This is a genomic window from uncultured Aggregatibacter sp. (genome assembly GCF_901873365.1).
GTDB lineage: Bacteria > Pseudomonadota > Gammaproteobacteria > Enterobacterales > Pasteurellaceae > Aggregatibacter.
In genome coordinates this window covers 63709-85456 of record NZ_CABFLM010000049.1, presented here as the reverse complement: position 1 = coordinate 85456, position 21748 = coordinate 63709, and the positions used below count along the sequence as shown (strand labels likewise).

The window sequence follows — 21748 nt, the reverse complement described above, 5'->3', positions numbered from 1 at the left end:
ACTCCGAACGTCATTCTTCACATCAACGATTCATCATTTCGTGCAACAAGTTGCACGCTACAAGGGAGATAAAATCAAGTGCGGTGGATTTTTCTAACGTTTTAAACGTTGTTGAAATCCACCGCACTTTTAGTATTTAATATATTAAGGCATGGTAGCGTGCATCTTGATGCATGATGAATTCCCCACCGCACATCATGTTACCCATGGATTGATCAAACGCCATGCCGTTCTACAGATTCATCGAATGCCACCTCTCGCACAAATACGCTCCGAACGTCATTCTTCACATCAACGATTCTTGATTTCGTGCAACAAGTTGCACGCTACGAGGGAGATAAAATCAAGTGCGGTTTAATATGTAAGTGTCGTTAGTATTCCGAACTACGTGCTAAAACCTCACGTTTTCCATTTTGCGCGGCGGAAACAATGCCTTGCTCTTCCAGCTGATCCATAATATTGGCGGCACGGTTGAAACCTACACGGAAACGGCGCTGAATAGCGGAAATTGAGGTCGTACCGGTGCTGACAACAAAATCTACCACTTCGTCAAAGAGCTCATCAATTTCATCGGAACGATCGAGATTACGCTCACTGTCGCTTTCATTTTCATCGTTACCATCTAAAATACCATCAATGTAATTGGGTTTGCCGCGCGCTTTCCAATCGTCCACGACACGCACGACCTCATCATCACTCATGAAGGCACCGTGAATTCGGATTAATTCAGTAGAACCTTGTGGAGAATAGAGCATATCGCCTTTGCCTAACAAGGATTCAGCACCAACCGCATCTAAAATCGTACGAGAGTCGATTTTCGTTGCCACAGTAAACGCAATACGGCTTGGTACGTTTGCTTTGATTAAGCCAGTAATCACATCAACAGATGGACGTTGAGTGGCTAGAATCAGGTGAATACCGATGGCACGCGCCTTTTGGGCTAAACGGGCGATGAGTTCTTCCACCTGTTTGCCGGCAACCATCATTAAATCAGCAAATTCATCCACAATCACGACGATATAACTGAGTTTTTCTAACGGCGGTGCGAGTGAATCCATGGAATCCCCCGGACGCCATAACGGATTCGGGATCGGCATATTTAAGGCATTATATTCATCGATTTTTTCATTGAATCCTTCGATATTGCGCACGCGCAAAGCCGACAATAATTGATAACGGCGTTCCATTTCATCTACGCACCAGCGTAAAGCATTCGCGGCTTTTTTCATGTCCGTGACTACCGGGGTCAATAGGTGTGGAATATCGTTGTAAATAGAAAGCTCCACCACTTTCGGGTCGATCATGATGAATTTCACCTCTTCCGGTTTCACACGGTACAGCAAGCTTAAAATCATGGTGTTAACCCCGACAGACTTCCCGGAACCGGTTGTCCCTGCCACGAGTAAATGTGGCATTTTGGCTAAATCCACAACGACCGGTTTGCCGCTAATGTCTTTCCCTAACGCCATCGAAAGCAAGGCTTTAGAATGGCGGAATTCATCGCTGTCTAAGACATCTCGCAATGGCACCATTTGGCGGTGATCATTTGGCGTTTCAATGCCGATATACGGTTTGCCGGGAATCACTTCAGCCACACGAATGGAACGAAACATCAATGCGCGCGCCAAATCCGTATCCAAACCGGTCACTTTGGAGGCTTTCACTCCGGGATCTAACTCCAGTTCATAACGTGTTACCACCGGGCCGATTAACACATCCTTTACTTTAGCCTTAACGTTAAAATTACGTAATTGCTGCTCAATGCGTTGTGAAGTTTCCACAATTTCTTCTTGGGTTATATTTTGTGCTTGTGAATGATGATGTTCTAATAAATCCAAGCTAGGTAATGGGGTAGTGGGTTTTTCTAAACGACTACTGTGTTGTTGGAAGGCAGGATGCACCAATGAATTGCCATAAGGTTTATAGGCTGTGCTTTCCGGCGTCGTGGTCGGTAATTCAGGTTCTTGCACCATTTGCGGAGAGGCCTCTTGCGTACTCATGGTTTGTGTACGCTGTTCCATTTCTTGTGAGCGTTGTTGTTCCTGCGCAATAAGTTGGTGAGCTAATGGATTTTCAGGCGCCTGTTCTCCATGTGAAGGTGACTCTTCTCTAGGATAAACTAACGAAACTGACGGAATCACATTATCTTCGCTAAAATTAGGCGTGTAAAAATCTGATGCAAAATCGACCGCACTTTGTGTCTCTGGTTGACGATTTGTCTCGGTCATTGAGCGCGTAGAAACCGGTGTTGCCTGAGGCGGCACATTGTTTTGTTGTTGCGCAATACTCACATGAGGCAACGGTTCGGTTGGCTCAAAATCCGTGACAATAAAGGTTTTTGCTTCTGTTTGTGGCGGCGCTGTTGTTAGTGGCGTCGTGTTGTTATCCGCAGATTGGGCAACCGTTTGTAATCCATGAATAGTAATCGGTGCCGTTGTTAAGGAAGACGATGGTTGAGACGTTGTTTGATTTTCTTTGGCGAGCGGCGTCTGCGGGATTTCTGAAGAAGATGCTGCAGCCGGCATTTCCGCTGTAACCTCGGTTTGTGGCATCACGTGTTCGTGCATAGTCGGGGGCGTTTCCGGTGAATTTTGCATGGTAAGCCACTGATAAAAACGTACGATCAGGCGAATAAAAGAGGCGCCTGAACAGAAGATAAACCCTATCACGGCAAATACCACCGCAAGGCAAAGCAAGCCGAATTTACCCAAACTCGGATATAAGTTTAACGTTAAGCTTCCGCCCAACACGCCACCGGCAAGGTAACTGGCGGTATTGCTGAGCGATAACGTGCAAATCACTGTTAAGCCACATAAGAGTAAAATAAAACCGAAAGAGCGCAATGCCACTTTCGTTCCGGTTAGGTGATTGAGGCATTGGGTGCGAAGTAAATACAGGGGAATAAAACATAAGCTAAACGGAATAAGATTGCCGATATAGCCGAAAAAAACGAAAAATAAATCCACAAACCATGCACCCAGTGCGCCGGCTTTGTTGATAGTTTCTGATGAAAAACTGGAGGTCGCCCATGAGTTGTCTAATGGGGTATAGCCTGACCAAGCAATAATTAAATAAAGCCCGAAAAGTGCGGTCAATCCGAGCAGTAAATTGCCTAAGTAGGTTTTCAAAGAAAAATGCGCTAATGTGTGTTTTTTTATCATAAGTGAGGGTTTTACTTTTGTTTTAATTGTAAAAAATTCGTCTGTTTGACTTCTTCCATGACCACATAAGTACGGGTATCGTTCACGCCCGGTAAGCGCAGCAACGTTGTTCCCAGCAATTTGCGGTAAGCCGCCATATCTGCCACGCGCGTTTTTAACAAATAATCAAAATCTCCGGAAACTAAGTGGCATTCTTGAATTTCTTCCAGTTGTTGAACGGCTAAATTAAACTCTTCAAACACATCCGGCTTGCCGCGAACTAAGGTAATTTCAACGATCACCAGTAAAGGCGAATCCAGTAGTTCCGGATTCAGCAGCGCACGGTAACCCATAATAACACCTTGTTTTTCTAAACGTTTTACACGCTCTAAGCAAGGTGTTGGTGATAATCCCACCTTTTTGGACAAATCAATATTAGAGATTTTTCCATTGCGCTGTAATTCATTTAGGATTTTGATATCGATGGCATCAAATGCTTTTGTGAGTTTTTTTTCCATGGCTGACTGATTGCGATTAACGAGAAAGAGGATGATTTTAGCGTAGCCGTCAGGAAATTTCAGTAAGAAAATCGCGTCATTTAAAAAACATGGGTTTGTTGCGTATAAACGGTAAATTTTTCCACCGCACTTATGCTTTACAAACCTCAAAATCTGCCTACAATACCCGCTTTTACGATTTGCCTTGTGCAAATTCCTGACTTGAAATCAGATAAGAAGAGACATTTATGACAACCCCATTTAAACCTGAATTACTTTCTCCTGCCGGCTCCTTAAAAAATATGCGTTATGCCTTTGCTTATGGCGCAGACGCTGTGTATGCCGGCCAACCGCGTTACAGCTTGCGTGTACGCAATAATGAATTTAATCACGCCAATTTAAAAATCGGTATTGATGAAGCCCATGCGCTAGGCAAAAAGTTCTATGTCGTGGTGAACATTGCGCCGCACAATTCCAAGCTCAAAACGTTTATTAAGGATTTACAACCGGTTATCGACATGGGGCCGGATGCGCTGATCATGTCCGATCCCGGTTTGATTATGCTGGTACGTGAACACTTCCCTGACATTGATATTCACCTTTCCGTGCAAGCCAATGCGGTGAACTGGGCAACTGTGAAATTCTGGAAACAGATGGGGTTAACCCGCGTGATTTTATCGCGTGAGCTTTCTCTTGATGAAATCGCCGAAATCCGCCAAAAAGTGCCAGATATTGAACTGGAAATTTTCGTACATGGCGCACTTTGCATGGCGTATTCCGGCCGCTGCCTCCTTTCCGGCTATATCAACAAACGCGACCCAAACCAAGGCACCTGCACGAATGCCTGCCGCTGGGAATACAAAATGGAAGAAGGCAAAGTGGATGACGTGGGCAATATTGTGCCGAAATTCGACCCGAGCCAACAGATTGAGGTAAAAAACGTCGCCCCAACCTTGGGCGAAGGCGCCGTGACCGATAAAGTTTTCCTTTACACCGAAGCGCAAAATCCTAATGAGCAAATGACCGCTTTTGAAGATGAACACGGCACTTACTTCATGAACTCAAAAGATTTACGCGCAGTGCAACATGTGGAAAAACTCACCGCACTTGGCGTGCATTCTTTAAAAATCGAAGGACGTACTAAATCCTTCTATTACTGCGCCCGCACTGCTCAGGTATATCGCAAAGCCATTGACGATGCGGCAGCCGGTAAACCGTTTGATGAAAGCTTGATGGACACCTTAGAATCCCTTGCCCACCGTGGTTATACGGAAGGTTTTCTACGTCGCCACACTCATGATGAATACCAAAATTACGACTACGGTTACTCCATTTCTGACCGTCAACAATTTGTCGGCGAATTCACTGGCAAACGTAATGAGCAGGGCATGGCGGAAGTGGCAGTGAAGAATAAATTCTTGCTTGGTGATGAAGTGGAAATGATGACACCGCAAGGCAACATCGTGTTTAAAATCAACAAAATGCTCAACCGCAAAAATGCGGAAGTCGATGCCGCTTTGGGCGACGGGCATTTTGTCTTCTTAGACGTGCCGCAAGACATTCATTTAGACTATGCGTTGCTCATGCGAAATTTGGTTGATACCAACACGCGCAACCCGCACGAAAAGAAAAGTTAATATTTTGTTAATTATTTGTTGATATTGTTAATTGCATGTTGTAGTATAAACACGTCCTAACAAAATGACTCCAAACTTATTAAGCCCTTACTTCCCCCCTTTGAAAGGGCTTTTTTCTTTCCCTTGTTTAAAATTAAGTAAAAAAATGGCCGCACTTTCGCGGCCTTTTAATCAGTTATTCACATTTCTTCTTAATTTTCAATATGCGTTGCGCCTGATCTACAACATCAATAAACAACTGCTGTGCTTCGCAAAATAAACGAAAATCTTCTATATCACTTTCCGCAGCAAGCCACACCGTCAAGACATCATTTGGGGTTAATGTTTTGACGGCATTTTTCGTCATTAATAACGGCAGAGGACAACGATATTCACGCGTATCAAGTTGATATTCCATGATTTAAATAAACGATGGTTTAGGCTTGTACGCGACGACGAGCACTCATGATGTCACCGATTTCGCGTAATTCCGATTCCGACAAATGTTGTTTGCCCAGCTCAAATAACGGTTCTTCCAAGGCGATATGTTTGTCGTAACCTGACACAAAATGATTGATCAATGCCACATCGACATTCTCTCGATCGCCAGTCAACAAGGCTTGCAACTGTTCAGATAATTTTGTCCAGCTGCCATGTAGCGTGACGTGCTGTCTTTCTAATTCATCAATGTTTTTTTGCGCTTCCGGCACATATTTCACCAATAGTGGGAAAAAATCTTTTTCCTCATCATCATGGTGCAATGGGGCTGACTGATTGAAATAGTTGAGAATTTGCTGAACGTCATTTTTCACCGCCTGATTACAACCGTTTTTTGCCAAATAATCAGGCAAAATAGTTAGCTGACGACAAAAACGTTTCACTTTGCCATGGCAGGCATACAACATTTCAATGGGTTCATTCCAACTGGCGAATTTTTGAGGTTCAAGGATTTGCATAGGAACTCCTGTGAGAGATAAAAGTGCGGTGGAAAAAACACGTAAATTTTTCACCGCACTTTTTACGGATGATTTTTAGCTGATTATTTTTCTGTTTCTGCAAGTTGTAACGGCGGAACAGGCTTGCCGATTCTCGCATAAAATTCCACCACGAAATCATCGAAGCGATCTTCTTCAATGGCTTGGCGGATTTCCGCCATTAAACGTTGGTAATAACGCAAGTTATGGATGGTGTTTAGGCGTGCGCCGAGAATTTCGCCGCATTTATCCAAATGATACAAATAAGCTTTTGTGTAATGCTTACAGGTGTAGCAATCACAGTGTGGATCTAACGGGCTGGTATCGTCTTTGTATTTAGCGTTGCGTATTTTCACAATGCCGTCGGTGACGAATAAATGGCCGTTACGTGCATTACGGGTTGGCATGACACAGTCGAACATATCGATGCCGCGGCGTACGCCTTCCACTAAGTCTTCAGGTTTGCCCACGCCCATTAAATAGCGTGGTTTGTCAGCAGGGATTTGCGGGCAAATGTATTCCAAAATGCGGTGCATATCTTCTTTCGGTTCACCCACGGCCAAACCGCCCACGGCATAACCGTCGAAGCCGATGTTCACCAAACCTTCCAAGGACACTTTGCGTAATTCTTCAAAGGTACCACCCTGGATAATGCCGAATAAGGCATTTTTGTTGCCTAACTCATCAAAACGGTTGCGGCTGCGTTGTGCCCAACGTAAAGACATTTCCATGGATTTTTTGGCGTAGTCAAACGTTGCAGGGTAGGGCGTGCATTCATCGAAAATCATCACGATGTCGGAACCCAAATCATATTGGATTTCCATGGATTTTTCCGGTGATAAGAAAATGCGTTCGCCATTGATCGGATTTTGGAATTTCACGCCTTCTTCGGTAATTTTGCGCAATTTGCCCAAGCTGAACACTTGGAAGCCACCGGAGTCGGTGAGGATAGGACGATGCCATTGCATAAAATCGTGCAAATCGCCGTGCTTGCGCATCACTTCTTGCCCTGGGCGAAGCCATAAATGGAAGGTATTACCAAGGAGAATTTCTGCGCCGGTGGCACGTACTTCTTCCGGTGTCATGCCTTTTACCGTACCATAAGTGCCCACCGGCATAAACGCCGGGGTTTCAACGGTAAAGGTGCCTTGTGGACGTTCAAATACCAAGCGACCACGACGGGCATTACCACTGGTTTTATCTAATTCATACTTCATTTTATTTCCTCAACGAATAAACAGTTCGAAGGTTTTTAGTCAATAAAAAAGCCTGTTTAAATATACAGGCTTCATGCTATAATTTTTGCAATGTTCTTAGGAACAGAGGCGGACTCTACTAATGATAGTCCGCCAGTTGCCGCTGTCGGGCTAGATTAGTAGATCCTTGTTTGTAATCATAAGGATAAAAATATGACTACATTTATCATTAAGTTGGTCATCATTATTCTACTTTGCCTGTTATTGAAAAGTAGCACTGGCTCATAGTAGTTGATGCCGCAAGGAATGGTTCCCGCCATTCCTTGTTTTTTATTGTAGGCGTTGACTTAAAATAAGTCAATTTCTATTCCATTCCCTTCACATTCGGATTTTTGCTGATAAACATAGCATCGCCATAACTGAAAAAACGATAGCGATTTTCCACCGCACTTTTATACGCATTCATCGTATGGCGAAATCCGGCAAACGCAGAAACCAGCATAATCAACGTGCTTTCCGGCAAATGGAAGTTAGTAATTAAACAATCCACCACGCGGAATTTTTTGCCCGGATAAATGAAAATAGAGGTATCGGAAAAATACGGCTCAATTAACACATCACGTTGTTTTTCTTCCGCCGCTAATGCAGCACTTTCAATGGAACGCACGGAGGTTGTTCCCACGGCAATCACGCGCTTGCCAGCTTCCTTGGTGGCTAGAATGGCATCGCAAACCTCTTGCGGCACTTCCACATATTCAGCGTGCATGACATGATCTTCAATGTTTTCAACACGCACCGGTTGGAAGGTTCCCGCGCCCACATGCAAGGTTACAAAAGCGAAATTGACGCCTTTCTCTTTGAGTTTGGCTAGAAGTTCATCATCAAAATGCAAACCGGCTGTCGGTGCGGCAACCGCCCCCGGCACTTTGTTATAAACGGTTTGATAACGCTCTTGATCCGCTTCTTCGTCAGGACGATCAATATAAGGCGGTAAAGGCATATGCCCGATTTGTTGTAAAACGTCAAAAAGTGCGGTCTGTTTTTCAGCGATTTCAATTTCAAATAAACTGCCTTGGCGACCAACCATCAAGGCTTTTACACCGTTGCCTTCGCCTAATTTATCTTCACCTAAAATCAGTTCAGCCCCTTCTTTCGGCGCTTTAGAGGCGCGAACATGAGCAAGAAAACGGGATTCGCTTAATACGCGTTCTACCAACACTTCTATTTTTCCGCCACTGATTTTGCGCCCGAACATCCGCGCAGGAATGACGCGGGTATTATTGAAGATCATCAAATCGCCCGGATGAATCAACTCCAACACATCGGCAAAAGTGCGGTGGAAAATTTCCCCATTTTCGCCATTCAACTGTAATAAACGGCTAGCAGTTCGCTCTGTTTTAGGGTAACGGGCAATCAACTCATCTGGTAAATCAAAATAAAAATCGGCAACACGCATAATGGAAAATCTGGTTTGAAAAAGAGGGCGGTAGTCTAGTGCGAATCGGGGAGAATCTCAAGGGGAAACTGGCGCAAACCTGTCTAGACTCTCACTATCATCGTATCACGACATAAGATTCTTGATGAAGATCATCGTTTTTACATTTTTTAGAAATGCTCCTCATCATAAAGCAATAAGCACGCTAAAATAGCGCCACTTTAAATAGCCACTTTTCATCATGTGGCGATGATGTAGTAACAGGAAATATATGCAAGGCATTGAATTACGCATAAAAGGCAAAGTACAAGGCGTGGGATTTCGTCCCTTCGTCTGGTTATTGGCGAATCAACACGGATTACGCGGCGATGTCAACAACGACGGGCAAGGCGTACTCATCCGCCTGTTTGAACCAACAGCGCAACACCTGCAACAATTCTTGCATGATCTGCAAACGCAATTGCCTCCGCTTGCGCTGATTACCGACATTCAGCAGCAGGAAAAACAGTGGGAAAATCCACCGCACTTTGAAGGCTTTGAAATCCGTGAAAGCGAAAACAACGCCATGGATACCCAAATCGTACCCGATGCCGCCACTTGCCCTGCCTGTTTGAAGGATTTATTTGATCCGACCAATCGGCGCTATCATTATCCTTTTACGAACTGTACTCACTGCGGCCCGCGCTTTACCATCATTAAAGCCATTCCCTACGATCGCAAAAACACGTCCATGGCCGATTTTTCCCTCTGTCCTGATTGCGTAGAAGAATATAAAAATCCTGCCGACCGTCGTTTTCATGCGCAACCGAACGCCTGTGCCGTGTGCGGCCCTCATGTTTGGTTAAGCAATCAAGAAGGCGCGCTTATCGATCAAAAAACACCGATAAAAACCACCGCACTTTTTTTGCGTCAAGGCAAGATTGTTGCAGTGAAAGGTATCGGCGGTTTTCATCTTGCCTGTGATGCAACTCATGCTGATGCCGTGCAATTACTGCGGGACCGCAAACGCCGCCCAAGTAAACCCTTGGCGGTGATGGTGCCTGATGTGTCTTTTTTAAACGATCTCACCGAAACAGAAATCAGATTACTCGCCAGCACGGCTGCGCCCATTGTGCTATTGGCAAAACACAAAGTGCCCGCATTAGCCGAACAGATTGCACCAAAACTCAATGAAATTGGCGTGATGTTGCCAAGCAACCCGTTACAGCATTTATTATTGAGAGAAGTGAATCGCCCATTAGTGATGACCTCTGCCAACCCAAGCGGACAACCGCCGGTATTGGAAAACCCAAGTGCGGTTGACAAAAAACAACGTTTTTTGAACGTTGGCTATGCCAACGGCCCCGAAGGGGTGAATAAGCGAACGAGTGAGCTTATGAATAAATGTTTAAGTAACTTGGCGGATTATTTTCTCTGCCACAACCGCGATATTTTGCAACGCGCCGACGATTCCTTAGTGCGTGCCGCTTTCGATGGCGTGGAAACTTTGCGCCGAGCGCGAGGTTATGTGCCGGACGAAACCCTGTTGGATCAGTACAGCCCGCGCAATGTGCTGGCTCTGGGGGCTGATTTAAAAAACACCTTCTGTTTGTTGCGCCAAAATAAAGCCATCGTCAGCCAACACATTGGTGACACCTCGAACGAAAAAGTGCGGTTACAATTAGAAGCGAACATCGCCCTGTTCTGCCAAATCTACCAATTCAAACCGGAGCTTATCGCCATTGACACTCACGCAGGTTATTTCACCCATGAAGTGGGTAAACGCTTGGCTGCACAACATCAAATTCCTTATGTAGAAGTGCTCCACCACCATGCCCATATTGTCAGCGTGATGGCAGAACACCATTGCCATGAACAGGTTATCGGGCTTGCGTTGGACGGTATCGGCATGGGGGAAAACGGACAACTTTGGGGCGGAGAATGTTTGTTGGTCGATGAAAAACACTGCCATTATTTAGGCGGTTTACCTGCGGTGGCGTTGCCGGGGGGCGATCTTGCCGCCAAACAACCGTGGCGCAACTGGTTAGCGCATTTGCATCAATTCGTGCCAAATTGGCAAGAAATCTCTGCCCAAACCTGTGCCAACTATGACTGGCAACTGCTCGCTAAGGCCATTGAGCGCAATCTCAATAGCCCACGAATTTCCTCTGCTGGTCGCTTATTTGACGCAGTAGCCTTTGGCTTGGGCATCACGCCGCCACAACTGAGCTGGGAAGGCGAAGCCGCCTGCCAATTGGAAGTGATCGCCTCGCAATCAGTGCTCGCCAGTTTGCCATTCAATAAAAGAGAGATTCCAATCTTAATGCCACTTAACACTGAAAATAAATTGGATCTTGCCCATTTCTGGCAAGCCTGGATTACGCTCGATTCTTCCAACGCCGACAAAGCCTTTATTTTTCACTATGCGTTGGCTGAAGGCTTCGCTCAGTTGGCTCGCCAACAGGCTCAACGCCACCAGTGCGAAACCATCGTGCTTTCCGGTGGCGTATGGCACAACCAATTATTACGGCGATTGATAAAAGAACAATTAGCTGAATTTAAGGTATTGAGTGCGCATCAGTTTCCGATGGGAGATGGCGGATTGAGTTTGGGGCAGGCAGTCATCGCGGCTCAACTATCGGGATTTCACCCGATGGGCGAGTAACTTTTCTTTGCTTCGCCAAAGAAAAGTCACCAAAAGAAAAGCGACCCCAGCTTCGCCGCTGTTCCTCGCTCACTTGCAATTTTTTTAACGAAAATTTTCGAACTCGCTACGCTCAAACAAGCGAAAATTTCCTAAAAATTGCAAATCGCTCAGGCGGCTCAAATGGGGCCCAATCGTCTTATTTTTGCATGATTCGTGAAAATGCGGTCGGTTTTCCAAACGTTTTATGGATTATCATTTGCTATACTGAACGCATCTTTTTTATCTATACCAACGGGAGGATTCCTATGCTTAACAAAGATACCCAACTCTGTATGTCCCTCTCCGGTCGTCCCGGTAATTTCGGTACCACATTTCATAATTATCTTTATCAAAAACTCGGTTTGAATTTCATTTACAAAGCCTTCACCACCGATGATATCGAACACGCCGTCAAAGGCATTCGCGCATTGGGTATTCGTGGAAGTGCCGTGTCTATGCCTTTCAAAGAAAGTTGCATGCCGTTTTTAGATGAGATCTCCCCTTCCGCACAAGCCATTGAATCGGTGAATACTATCGTCAATGACAACGGCGTTTTACGTGCCTACAACACCGACTACATTGCCATTGTTAAACTGATCGAAAAATACCAATTAAGCAAAAACGATCGCGTGATCGTGCATGGCAGCGGCGGCATGGCAAAAGCCGTCGTGGCGGCATTTAAACATTCCGGCTTTGAAAAGCTCAACGTCTTCGCCCGCAACGAAAAAACAGGCAACTATTTAGCCGCACTTTATGGCTACGATTATATCGCTTCCCTCGAAAACCAAACTGCCGAGATTCTCGTTAACGTCACGCCAATCGGCATGAAAGGCGGAAAAGAAGCTTTCGATCTTTCGTTCCCTGAAGCCATGATCCGTCAAGCCACAACCGCGTTTGATGTGGTTGCCCAACCTGCCGACACGCCATTAATCAAAACCGCCCAAGCCCTCGGTAAACAAACCATCTCCGGCGCGGAAGTGATTGTGTTACAAGCCGTTGAACAATTCGAACTCTACACCGGCAAAAGACCAAGCGAAGCACTCATCGCCGAAGCGGCAGATTATGCGAGAAAAAATGCTTAAAGTGCGGTGGGTTTTGAGCGTGTTTTATCATTTAGACTTTATCGATAGCGCGCGTCGCCGTTGATAGCGCCAGCGCCCACGCTGGTGCTTCTTTAGGTTCAAACGTGGACGCTTGAACCATCATGAAGTTACAGCACACACTGGTAAGGGGGCGCTATCGGAGCGTGAAAGTTCTAAGGGCTTTTTTATAGGTTTTTCAAAGGAATATATTCCTTTATGACTGTTATTGACTTAACAGTCATAACCTCTTTGTAAATTTTATTAAGGAATATAATCATGTTTAAAATCTATTCAATTCAATATGTTCACGATGGACAAACTGCAGATGCCTCTTGGCATTTTGTTCATGCTAAAAGTGAAAGAGTTGCCAGAGTGATGGCAGAGGAATATATCGAAGAATTATTGAGGATTCGTTTTGGTAGAAATAATGTCGCTTTTGAAATTCAAAAAATTGAAGTGGTTCACCAATAGAGGATTTTATGGAAATTATTCTAATTATTTTAGTTATTGTATTTATTTTTATATTTTTAACCGGAAAATCCGGAGTAGGAATTAAATCATCTTTAGTAAAAGAGATTCGTCAACAATGTGCTATTGGTATCGGTGCGCCTGCAAATATTCATCCTTCAATTTCTCTTGAAGAAGCGCATGAAGCATTAAGAGGATTTGATGCAAATAATGAACCACTACGTCCTAATGAATACTCTTTTTGGGCGTTAGTTAGTGGGACGCCTTGCCATATTTCTGTGAAAAAAGAAATCCCAAGAGGAATTAAGCTTATTGTAACAAGGGCAGAAGATCAGGAAGCTATTTTAATGAGCGTAGGTATGAAACCTTTATCTATTCCTAATAATCTAAGATCAATATAATTTGATGAATGAAAAGGAATCCCTCTTTTGATAGCGCCAGCGTCCACGCTGGTGCTTCTTTGGGTCCAAGCGTGGACGTTTGAACCATCATGAAGTTACAGCATACGCCGGGATGCGTGCGCTATCATGGGATTTTCGTAGGGACAGGCTTTATGCCTGTTCGATAATCTGATGATATAAATAAGGACAGACATAAAGTCTGTCCCTACCAAATAAAAATCTAGAAGTGCGGTTGAAATCCCAAACGTTTTTCACCGCAAAAAACAATCCAAAATCACACCGCACTTTTATCCAATAACGCTCAAAAAACGGGCCCCATCTGAACCGCCTGAGCGATTTGCAATTTTTAGGAAATTTTCGTCTGTTTGAGCGTAGCGAGTTCGAAAATTTTCGTTAAGAAAATTGCAAGTGAGCGAGGAATCGCGGTGAAGCTGGGGTGCACTTTTCTTTGCTTACTTTCTTTTGTGCAAGCAAAAGAAAGTAAGATCGCCTTATCTTTTGTTTTTAGCACGCGTCGGGAGACGCGCGCTATCGATAAGGTGTGTTCTTTGCTACTTTCTTGCACAAGCAAGAAAGTAGAACAACCTAACAAATCCTCGGCAACGGCTCATTCATCGGTAAATCCAACAACCGTGACTGACCGAAACTACCTAATAATCTGACTTTTTTATCCGTCGTCACTTCGCCAATCACGGTGGCATTTTTGCCTAATTCATGGGAATGAAGTGCGGTCAGAATTTCAGGTGTTTTTTCGGGGGAAGCAATAATCACCAATTTGCCTTCATTGGCAAAGTTTAAAGCTTCTAGCCCAAGTAATTCGCAAATGCCGCGTACTTCAGGGCGGATAGGTAAATCGTCTTCATTGATCTGCATGCCTAATTGCTGGGCGGCAGCAAATTCGTGTAGCACCGCATTCACGCCGCCACGGGTGGCATCGCGTACGGCTTTTACGCCCTCAATGGGGCGCAATAAATCGATGAGTGGTGCAAGAACCGCGCAGTCGCTTCTGAGATCCGTTTGAATCCCTAGGCTTTCGCGCAAGTTGAGAATCGTCGCGCCGTGTTCGCCGATAGTGCCACTGACGATAATCTTGTCGCCTGCTTCAATACGGTGCATGCCCCAATCGATGCCTTGCGGAATGACACCGATGCCACTGGTATTAATGAAGATTTTATCCACCGCGCCTTTTTGCACCACTTTGGTGTCGCCCGTCACCACTTGAACACCGGCAGTGTGGCAAGCTTTTGCCATGGCTTGAATGATGTCTTTGAGTTCGGCTAGTGACAAGCCTTCTTCTAAAATAAAACCGCAAGAGAGATATTTCGGCACAGCACCACACACTGCCACATCGTTTAATGTGCCACACACGGCAAGCTTACCAATATTGCCACCGGGAAAGAAAATCGGGTCGATAACGAAACTGTCGGTACTAAAAGAAAGCTGTTCCCCTTGCGCCATGAGTTCGGCTAAGGGCAAGCGGGCTTGGTCTTCCCCTTGTGCAAGAATGGGATTATCAAAGGCTTCGACGAAATAGTCCTGAATAAGTTTTTGCATAGCACCGCCGCCGTTACCGTGCGCCATGGTGATGAAATCTGTCATTATTCTCTCCGATATTGATAGTAGGCGGCGCACGCCCCTTCTGAGGACACCATTAAAGCGCCATAGGCATTGTCCGGGTTACATTGCGTGCCAAATAACGGGCAATCTGAAGGTTTACATTTGCCGGTGAGCACGTCGCCGCAACGAGAATTCGGATCATCCGCCACTTGTTGTGGCTGGCTGTGGAAATACACTTCCGCATCAAAGCGTTTATAAGCGTCGGTCAGTTCGACACCTGACTCTTCAATTTCACCTAAGCCACGCCATTCGCTGGATTTTTTCAGCTGGAACACTTCACGCATGGCTTGTTGCGCCAGCAGGTTACCTTCGGAATGCACGATACGTTTATATTGATTTTCAATTTCGCAACGCCCGTCCACAAATTGCTGCACCAACATCACGATGGCTTGCAAAATATCTAACGGCTCAAAACCTGTGATGACAAAAGGTTTGTGATATTTATCCACAATGGATTGATAAGGCGAGGTGCCGATCACCATGCTCACATGCCCCGGCGCAAGGAAGCCGTCAATTTTTACATAATCTTGTGAAAGCAAACTATGTAGCGTTGGAATGATGGTAATGTTTTGGGAAACCACCCAAAAATTCTGAATATTTAATTTATTCGCCTGTTGCAAAGTCACCGCGGCACTCGGCATGGTGGTTTCAAAACCAAGAGAAAAGAACACCACTTTTTTGTCAGGATTGTTCACTGCGATATTCATCGCATCCAACGGTGAATACACGATTCGCACGTCGGCACCTTTCGCTTTGGCTTCCAACAAGGAACCACAGCGCCCCTTCACCCGCATGGCATCGCCAAAAGTACAGAAAATCACGCCAGGCTTTTGCGCAATTTCAATGCACACGTCAATGCGCCCCATTGGCAAGACGCACACGGGACAACCTGGTCCATGGATAAATTCAATGCTCTTCGGCAACAAACGATCTAAACCGAATTTAAAAATGGTATGCGTATGCCCGCCGCAGACTTCCATTAAATAGAGCGGATTTTCCGCCGTATATTGCGGCAATTTCGCCATTAATTCATTCAGGCGATTGACTAAACTTTTGGCTAATTTCGGATCACGAAACTCATCAATAAACTGCATTTTGTTTCTACATCCTTATTGTGCCTGTAACCAATCCAACCAAGCATGTAAGCCTTCGCCGGTAGTCGCAGAAAGTTGAATCACTTCAATTTGCGGGTTTACTTGTTTGGCATAAGCGATACATTTTTCCACATCAAAATTAAGGTATGGCAATAGATCGACTTTATTTAAAATCATTAGCTTAGACGCCGCAAACATGTGCGGGTATTTCAACGGTTTGTCTTCACCTTCAGTGACGGACAAAATCACCACTTTGGCTTTTTCACCCAAATCAAATTCAGACGGGCAAACCAAGTTACCTACGTTTTCAATAAACAGCAGACTGTTTTGTTTCGGTTCAAGTTTGAACAACGCATTATTGATCATTTGTGCATCTAAATGGCAACCTTTGCCGGTATTCACTTGAATCGCAGAGACACCGGTGGCACGAATACGATCTGCATCATTTTCCGTTTGTTGATCCCCTTCGATCACATAACAAGTGCGGTCATTTTTCAGCGCATTTAACGTCGTGGTGAGTAAGGTAGTTTTACCGGAACCCGGGCTGGACACCAGATTCAGTGCAAGAATATGCTGTTGTTGGAAAAGAAAGCGGTTGTGCGCCGCGATTTGATTATTTTTACCTAATACGTCCTGTTCCACTTTCAACAGGCGTTTTTGCGTTTCACTGGCTTCAGAAGCCGATTCTACCGAGTGAAATTTGAAATGAGAAAAGTTCGGATTTTTGACCGCACTTTGTGTGCCGTCATGCTCATGATGAGAATGTGCTACCTCACCGATTCTGACTTGTTCCGGATGTCCACAACCACAAGTTGTACACATAATATTGCCCCTTAACGATCTGGTTACAAAAAACCCCGCTAGGGTAGCACAACCTTTGATTTTACGGGTTGATTGAGATCATAAAGTCAGAACATCGTCAGCCAATTCAGCCGTAAATCCTTGATGATGAGACGCCACCAACATAGGCAGTGAGAGCTCACGCAAAAGTGCGGCCAGTTTTTCAGTATTTTTGCGATCCAATCCGTTAGTCGGCTCGTCTAACAATAAAATTTTCGGTTGCATCGCTAACACGCCTGCCAACGCAGTAAAATTCTTTTCCCCGCCGGACAAGGTATGCACGGTGCGATCCTGTAAATGGGCAATACCTAAGCGTTCCAGTTGCTGCCAAGCAACAGCATACGCTTGCTGGCGTGACAAGCCTTGATTTAACGGTCCGAAGGCAACATCGTCCAGCACGGTGGGGCCAAACAGTTGATCATCAGCGTGTTGAAAACAAAACCCTACGGCGCCACGAAAAGGCGCAAAATCTTTTTCTTCTCGACACAATTGCCCGAATAGACGAATCTCGCCGCGAGCAACAGGCACAAAGCCTAACAAAGCCAGCAATAAGGTGGTTTTCCCTGTACCGATTTCGCCCTGCACAAAAAAGCGTTGGCCTTCTTCAATTTGAAAAGACAGATTGTCGATAATCTGCCGTTCACCTCGTTTAATTTGCAATCCGTTGACTTGTAAAACCGTCATTTTTCCCCACTTAAATTTGTCTTTTCACCGAAGCGAAAGCCGCGACATTTGAGCGCAATTTGCGCAGTCTCGGCTTTGAGTAACGCATGCACCAGTAAAAGCGCAATCCGTTGTGCGGTGACATACAACGTTCGGCGATTCAAACCGGCATGATACCCTCGCGCACGCATCGCCAAATCCATTTTCTGTCGTAATTCGCCTAACAGGGCAATATAGCGCACCGTCAATACAAACAGCCAAATTAATTTGGGTGGCAAGGGTAATTTACCAATGGCTTGTACCAACACTGCATCATTCATTTTCCATAACAGTAGCCATAAAGAAAACAGCAAGAGGTTCATGCGTAAGCTAATTAACAAGGCTGTTTCCATGCCGTCGGGATTAAGTTCAATACCTCCCGTGCCGATACGCCAACTTAAGGTTGCCCAAAGTAATAAAGTAAAGCCATTGAAGACCAGCCAGCGTTTTAGATAAGGAAAATAAGGATCACGACAACGATAAATCAAGATCACCAATAAAATTAAGGCGATGCCGTTTAACCATAGCAACAAAGAAGGTTGAGATAAGGCACTGATCACCAAGCCCCAAAGGAATAGGTAAATCAGGCGCAAGTGAGGTGCAAAAAAGTGCGGTGGAAAAAAACACTGAAAAACGGGGCTCATTGTACGCACCGTTTGGTATCGTCAACGTTCAGTGACGTGCCAATAGACTGTAATGCACTCGGGTACATTTTGCTGAGGAGAGAAATCACGCCGTAGCTGATAATGCCGTCTAATACGAATACCGGTAAATGTGACAACAGCAATAAGGCAATTAGATCCTGATAATGTTTGCCGCCGTCTAACGCTAAAACAAGAGAGGCTAATGCACCAGCGCCACCGACACCAATAATGCCTGCGCCCAAGCCGGCAAACAGTTTTGCCATAGGTCTCATGTCCGGCTTTAAATAACCACGCAACACATAATGCGCCGCGACCGCCGGCAACGCCATGACACATAAATTCACGCCTAATACAGCAAAACCGCCAAAAGAGAAGAACAGCACTTGTAACAATAAGGCAATAAGAAAAGCCGGGAAGACTGCCCAGCCAAGAAATAAACCTGCCATACCATTTAAAATCAAGTGAACGCTACCGATGCCCACAGGCACGTGAATGGTGCCGGCAACAAAAAATGCCGCCGCAAACAACGCCGTTAAAGGCAAACGTTCACTTTCTAAATGACGTAATCCGACAGCAACACCAACTACCGCTAAAGCAACGCCCGCTAACAATACCGGCGTATGTAATACGCCTTCTGACAAATGCATTATTAACGCCCTTTTCTTAATTTGCGGGCACTTAACCAAGCGGCAATGCCCGCAATGCCAATGATGTAGCCAATGCCACCTAAAATATCGTGCAGGTAAATTTTGTCGCGTAACTGCGCAATATCACCACGCAGTAACAACAAGCTTTCATCGCTCGCTTGCGTTGGCGTATTTGGCGTTGCGGTGATGCGATCTGCCACTACCGCCGCCCGATGTCCTTCTTCCCCTTCAACCACCACTTTTAAGGCGACTTTCGGTTCAACCACTAACGGAAAGTGAAAATAACCACGCTTATCGGTTTTCCCCGTCATCAATGGCTGATTTTCCCCATGACGTAAAACTTCCACATAGGTTTCCGCAGCAGGGGTCATATCGGAATAATAGGATTTTCCCGTCACGGTTTGCCCATCATACTGGGCGAACACATAAAGCGCGTGCGCGAAAGCATGAGGGGTAAACAACAAGGGAAAAAGTGCGGTCAGAATACGCAACGTTTTTTTCATGCGATTACTCAGCATCAAAGGTCAACATGTATTCAATAGAACGGCTATCGTAATCCGGATTACCTTTGACGTTTTCCTCAAATTCAGCCCAAACTTTGTTGTAACCGGCTTGTGGGGTAAATTCAGCGATACCTTTGTCGTTGGTTAAATTGAACGGCGCATCTTCGCCTAGTCCCACTTTAATGTCTTTCACCGGTTTGCCTTTGTGTAACACTAAAATCGACAATGGTTTTCCGGCTTTGGGTTGTGCTTGAGGCACCAATTCATATTCCATACCGTGCGCTTTCATCGCTTGTTCGTCCCACTGTAATACGGCTTTACCGAATTTCACCGGATTCACAGAAAGTTCGGCTGTCGGTTCTTGTTGTTTGGTTTTCTCTACATATTTGCCACTTGGCAATTTAGACCAAACACCGTTATCAAAACGAATAAACACTTGTGAGGCTTTCTCCGCATTAAGATAAGCTTCACCTTCTTTAAATTGATAGGTTGCGTTAGTAACATTGCCTTTATTATCCAGCAACTTAACCGCTTTCAATTTTTGTTCAGGGTAAGCTTCTGTCTGTTCGTGACCAAATTTCACCACATATTGCCCTGTAGCATTGGCGTCTTTAACGGGCTCTAACCAAACGTTATGCGCGTTAGCAAGTGATGCCGCGAAAAGTGCGGTACAAATTACGCTTGTTTTTAGAAATTTCATTTGATGTCTCCTTTTATCGTTAAGTTTGGCTCATGATAAAATATAGAGCAACTCCAGAATCAAGCGTTTTTTTAGAAAAATAGATGAAAAATGAGAGAGATAGGTTAGAAGATGTCGTCCGCGTACGATACACCGTACGCGGAGAGAAGGGATTAATTCAATTCAGCCAACATGGCAACGATCATGTCAGAAGATTGTTTCGCCGCCAACGGAAGGAATTCTTCAAAGGACATATTCGCTTTGCCATCCCCCGCATCAGAAATCGCACGAACGACCACAAAAGGTACGTTAAACGCATGGCACACCTGCGCAATCGCGGTGGCTTCCATTTCCACGGCAATCACCTTCGGGAAATCTTGTTTAATTTGTGCCAAGCGTTCACCGCCTTGAATAAAACTGTCGCCGGAACAAATTAACCCGCGTTTCACGTGTTGTCCTAATCGTGTGGCAACGCGCTCTGCCAGCTCAACAAGTTTCGTATCAGACACAAACGTGACCGGACACGCCGGTAATTGCCCTTTGGCATAACCGAAAGCCGTCACATCCGCATCGTGATATTGCGTTTCAGTGGAAACAATCACATCACCAATGTTTAAACCTTCCGCCACGCCACCGGCAGAACCGGTGTTAATTACAAGATCCGGTTTGGCTAATTGCAATAACGCCGTTGTTCCCATGGCGGCGGCAACTTTGCCGATACCGGATTGCAATAAGGCAACCTGTTTTCCTTGAATGTTGCCTTCATAAATCGTGCCGGAAGCTAATTTTGTGACGATCTTATCCGTCATTAAATTGACTAAAATTTCTACTTCTTGCGCCATCGCGCCAACAATCCCGATTTTCATAACTATCCTTTGTACTGGTTTGCTATTGTTTTTTGTTAATTAAAAAATCTAATACCGCGAGGGCATAATCGTCATTATATAAGGTACTCGCGGTCAACACATATTTGCCGTCAATAATGACATAAGGAAAGGTAAACACGCCGTAATCTTCGGTTAAACGTATTGCCTCATCTACCTGTTGTTTAATCTGTTCCGAAGTATAGGTTTGTAAAAAACGGTTGCGCTCAATGCCTTGTCGCCCAAGCCACGCCAACAGATTGTCTATTTGAGAGAGTTTCGTATATTGGCTTTTTTCAGCGGTTTCAAACAGCAAGGCGGAAGACAAGTTATCGGCATTTAACGCTTGCAAACTATAAAAAACCGTTGCAGAAAAACGCGTTTTCGCGGTTGCTACTGGATATTCGGTTAATACCACGCGATCGCGGTTAATTTGACTATAAAGTTCAAGAATGTCTTGGGCAGAAGAGCAAACACGACAATCGTAATCAAAAAAGAATTGAATCGGAATGCGATGATCTTTTCGAGGTGGCAGCGTGATCGGTTCTTGGTAAGAAAAATAGTCTTTGCCTTCTTCAAACAGGCGGCTGGCTTCATCTAGCGCAGGCAGATGAGACACGCTTTCTTGCGCAACGGCAAATCCGCTGATAAAGAATAAAACGATGAGTAATCTAAGCCTTGACAT

21 protein-coding genes are annotated in these 21748 nt (G+C 45.1%); 5 read left to right on the top strand and 16 right to left on the bottom strand.

What is annotated here, in order from left to right:
• Positions 1–371: 371 nt before the first annotated feature.
• Positions 372–3161: a DNA translocase FtsK gene (locus tag QZ106_RS03105; RefSeq protein ID WP_295974106.1), complete on the bottom strand. Its 2790-nt coding sequence runs from the start codon at positions 3159–3161 to the stop codon at positions 372–374.
• Between the two features lie 11 nt (positions 3162–3172).
• Positions 3173–3658: a leucine-responsive transcriptional regulator Lrp gene (gene lrp, locus QZ106_RS03100; protein WP_033002642.1), complete on the bottom strand. Its 486-nt coding sequence runs from the start codon at positions 3656–3658 to the stop codon at positions 3173–3175.
• A gap of 227 nt (positions 3659–3885) precedes the next feature.
• Here lrp and yegQ point away from each other — a divergent pair, with 227 nt between their 5' ends.
• Positions 3886–5274, top strand: coding sequence for a tRNA 5-hydroxyuridine modification protein YegQ (gene yegQ / locus QZ106_RS03095; protein WP_295974101.1), 1389 nt, complete (start codon positions 3886–3888; stop codon positions 5272–5274).
• A gap of 175 nt (positions 5275–5449) precedes the next feature.
• Here the strand turns inward: yegQ and QZ106_RS03090 are convergent, their stop codons facing one another.
• The 4 genes from QZ106_RS03090 to queA all read right to left on the bottom strand — a co-directional run bounded on the left by QZ106_RS03090 (position 5450) and on the right by queA (position 8879).
• Entirely contained in the window at positions 5450–5671 is a 222-nt protein-coding gene (locus tag QZ106_RS03090; protein ID WP_295974099.1) for a sulfurtransferase TusA family protein, read from the bottom strand.
• Between the two features lie 19 nt (positions 5672–5690).
• Positions 5691–6209 carry a hemerythrin domain-containing protein gene (locus QZ106_RS03085; protein WP_295974096.1) on the bottom strand — a complete coding sequence of 173 codons (519 nt, stop codon included), beginning with the start codon at positions 6207–6209 and terminating at the stop codon, positions 5691–5693.
• An 83-nt stretch (positions 6210–6292) separates the two neighbouring features.
• Entirely contained in the window at positions 6293–7444 is a 1152-nt protein-coding gene (gene tgt / locus QZ106_RS03080; protein WP_083014874.1) for a tRNA guanosine(34) transglycosylase Tgt, read from the bottom strand.
• A gap of 343 nt (positions 7445–7787) precedes the next feature.
• The gene (gene queA, locus QZ106_RS03075; RefSeq protein ID WP_295974088.1) at positions 7788–8879 is read right to left on the bottom strand and encodes a tRNA preQ1(34) S-adenosylmethionine ribosyltransferase-isomerase QueA; all 1092 of its coding nucleotides are present in this window, start codon (positions 8877–8879) and stop codon (positions 7788–7790) included.
• 250 nt (positions 8880–9129) lie between these two features.
• Here queA and QZ106_RS03070 point away from each other — a divergent pair, with 250 nt between their 5' ends.
• The 4 genes from QZ106_RS03070 to QZ106_RS03055 all read left to right on the top strand — a co-directional run bounded on the left by QZ106_RS03070 (position 9130) and on the right by QZ106_RS03055 (position 13474).
• Complete coding sequence (locus tag QZ106_RS03070; RefSeq protein ID WP_295974085.1) at positions 9130–11502, top strand: carbamoyltransferase HypF; 2373 nt, start codon at positions 9130–9132, stop codon at positions 11500–11502.
• 287 nt (positions 11503–11789) lie between these two features.
• A complete protein-coding gene (locus QZ106_RS03065) occupies positions 11790–12605 on the top strand; it encodes a shikimate 5-dehydrogenase (RefSeq protein ID WP_295974082.1) in 816 nt (271 codons plus the stop codon).
• A 276-nt stretch (positions 12606–12881) separates the two neighbouring features.
• Complete coding sequence (locus QZ106_RS03060; RefSeq protein WP_295974079.1) at positions 12882–13076, top strand: hypothetical protein; 195 nt, start codon at positions 12882–12884, stop codon at positions 13074–13076.
• 8 nt (positions 13077–13084) lie between these two features.
• Positions 13085–13474 carry a hypothetical protein gene (locus QZ106_RS03055; RefSeq protein ID WP_295974077.1) on the top strand — a complete coding sequence of 130 codons (390 nt, stop codon included), beginning with the start codon at positions 13085–13087 and terminating at the stop codon, positions 13472–13474.
• Between the two features lie 585 nt (positions 13475–14059).
• Here the strand turns inward: QZ106_RS03055 and hypE are convergent.
• The 10 genes from hypE to QZ106_RS03005 form a co-directional block, all read right to left on the bottom strand.
• Positions 14060–15073, bottom strand: a complete 1014-nt coding sequence (gene hypE, locus QZ106_RS03050; RefSeq protein ID WP_295974074.1) for a hydrogenase expression/formation protein HypE — start codon at positions 15071–15073, stop codon at positions 14060–14062.
• Positions 15073–16185 (bottom strand): hydrogenase formation protein HypD, encoded by a 1113-nt coding sequence (hypD, locus tag QZ106_RS03045; protein WP_295974071.1) that lies wholly within the window; start codon positions 16183–16185, stop codon positions 15073–15075. Before hypD ends, hypE begins: the two co-directional genes overlap by 1 nt.
• A 15-nt stretch (positions 16186–16200) precedes the next feature.
• Positions 16201–17007 (bottom strand): hydrogenase nickel incorporation protein HypB, encoded by an 807-nt coding sequence (gene hypB / locus QZ106_RS03040; protein WP_295974069.1) that lies wholly within the window; start codon positions 17005–17007, stop codon positions 16201–16203.
• A gap of 78 nt (positions 17008–17085) precedes the next feature.
• Positions 17086–17709, bottom strand: coding sequence for an energy-coupling factor ABC transporter ATP-binding protein (locus QZ106_RS03035; protein ID WP_295974066.1), 624 nt, complete (start codon positions 17707–17709; stop codon positions 17086–17088).
• Positions 17706–18371, bottom strand: a complete 666-nt coding sequence (locus QZ106_RS03030; protein ID WP_295974064.1) for an energy-coupling factor transporter transmembrane protein EcfT — start codon at positions 18369–18371, stop codon at positions 17706–17708. The genes QZ106_RS03035 and QZ106_RS03030 overlap by 4 nt, the downstream gene beginning before the upstream one ends.
• Positions 18368–19018, bottom strand: coding sequence for a cobalt transporter CbiM (cbiM, locus tag QZ106_RS03025; RefSeq protein WP_295974062.1), 651 nt, complete (start codon positions 19016–19018; stop codon positions 18368–18370). Before cbiM ends, QZ106_RS03030 begins: the two co-directional genes overlap by 4 nt.
• A 2-nt stretch (positions 19019–19020) precedes the next feature.
• Entirely contained in the window at positions 19021–19521 is a 501-nt protein-coding gene (locus QZ106_RS03020) for a carboxypeptidase regulatory-like domain-containing protein (protein WP_295974060.1), read from the bottom strand.
• A 4-nt stretch (positions 19522–19525) separates the two neighbouring features.
• Positions 19526–20221 carry a DUF4198 domain-containing protein gene (locus tag QZ106_RS03015; protein WP_295974057.1) on the bottom strand — a complete coding sequence of 232 codons (696 nt, stop codon included), beginning with the start codon at positions 20219–20221 and terminating at the stop codon, positions 19526–19528.
• Positions 20222–20373: 152 nt separating this feature from the next.
• Positions 20374–21066, bottom strand: a complete 693-nt coding sequence (locus tag QZ106_RS03010; RefSeq protein WP_295974054.1) for a 5'-methylthioadenosine/adenosylhomocysteine nucleosidase — start codon at positions 21064–21066, stop codon at positions 20374–20376.
• Positions 21067–21088: 22 nt separating this feature from the next.
• Entirely contained in the window at positions 21089–21748 is a 660-nt protein-coding gene (locus QZ106_RS03005) for a thiol:disulfide interchange protein DsbA/DsbL (RefSeq protein WP_295974052.1), read from the bottom strand.

What these genes read in the sequence shown, in the direction of transcription:
- QZ106_RS03105 (WP_295974106.1), bottom strand. Translation starts at nt 3,161, where the DNA reads ATGATAAAAAAACACACATTAGCGCATTTTTCTTTGAAAACCTACTTA.
- lrp (WP_033002642.1), bottom strand. Translation starts at nt 3,658, where the DNA reads ATGGAAAAAAAACTCACAAAAGCATTTGATGCCATCGATATCAAAATC.
- yegQ (WP_295974101.1), top strand. Translation starts at nt 3,886, where the DNA reads ATGACAACCCCATTTAAACCTGAATTACTTTCTCCTGCCGGCTCCTTA.
- QZ106_RS03090 (WP_295974099.1), bottom strand. Translation starts at nt 5,671, where the DNA reads ATGGAATATCAACTTGATACGCGTGAATATCGTTGTCCTCTGCCGTTA.
- QZ106_RS03085 (WP_295974096.1), bottom strand. Translation starts at nt 6,209, where the DNA reads ATGCAAATCCTTGAACCTCAAAAATTCGCCAGTTGGAATGAACCCATT.
- tgt (WP_083014874.1), bottom strand. Translation starts at nt 7,444, where the DNA reads ATGAAGTATGAATTAGATAAAACCAGTGGTAATGCCCGTCGTGGTCGC.
- queA (WP_295974088.1), bottom strand. Translation starts at nt 8,879, where the DNA reads ATGCGTGTTGCCGATTTTTATTTTGATTTACCAGATGAGTTGATTGCC.
- QZ106_RS03070 (WP_295974085.1), top strand. Translation starts at nt 9,130, where the DNA reads ATGCAAGGCATTGAATTACGCATAAAAGGCAAAGTACAAGGCGTGGGA.
- QZ106_RS03065 (WP_295974082.1), top strand. Translation starts at nt 11,790, where the DNA reads ATGCTTAACAAAGATACCCAACTCTGTATGTCCCTCTCCGGTCGTCCC.
- QZ106_RS03060 (WP_295974079.1), top strand. Translation starts at nt 12,882, where the DNA reads ATGTTTAAAATCTATTCAATTCAATATGTTCACGATGGACAAACTGCA.
- QZ106_RS03055 (WP_295974077.1), top strand. Translation starts at nt 13,085, where the DNA reads ATGGAAATTATTCTAATTATTTTAGTTATTGTATTTATTTTTATATTT.
- hypE (WP_295974074.1), bottom strand. Translation starts at nt 15,073, where the DNA reads ATGACAGATTTCATCACCATGGCGCACGGTAACGGCGGCGGTGCTATG.
- hypD (WP_295974071.1), bottom strand. Translation starts at nt 16,185, where the DNA reads ATGCAGTTTATTGATGAGTTTCGTGATCCGAAATTAGCCAAAAGTTTA.
- hypB (WP_295974069.1), bottom strand. Translation starts at nt 17,007, where the DNA reads ATGTGTACAACTTGTGGTTGTGGACATCCGGAACAAGTCAGAATCGGT.
- QZ106_RS03035 (WP_295974066.1), bottom strand. Translation starts at nt 17,709, where the DNA reads ATGACGGTTTTACAAGTCAACGGATTGCAAATTAAACGAGGTGAACGG.
- QZ106_RS03030 (WP_295974064.1), bottom strand. Translation starts at nt 18,371, where the DNA reads ATGAGCCCCGTTTTTCAGTGTTTTTTTCCACCGCACTTTTTTGCACCT.
- cbiM (WP_295974062.1), bottom strand. Translation starts at nt 19,018, where the DNA reads ATGCATTTGTCAGAAGGCGTATTACATACGCCGGTATTGTTAGCGGGC.
- QZ106_RS03020 (WP_295974060.1), bottom strand. Translation starts at nt 19,521, where the DNA reads ATGAAAAAAACGTTGCGTATTCTGACCGCACTTTTTCCCTTGTTGTTT.
- QZ106_RS03015 (WP_295974057.1), bottom strand. Translation starts at nt 20,221, where the DNA reads ATGAAATTTCTAAAAACAAGCGTAATTTGTACCGCACTTTTCGCGGCA.
- QZ106_RS03010 (WP_295974054.1), bottom strand. Translation starts at nt 21,066, where the DNA reads ATGAAAATCGGGATTGTTGGCGCGATGGCGCAAGAAGTAGAAATTTTA.
- QZ106_RS03005 (WP_295974052.1), bottom strand. Translation starts at nt 21,748, where the DNA reads ATGTCAAGGCTTAGATTACTCATCGTTTTATTCTTTATCAGCGGATTT.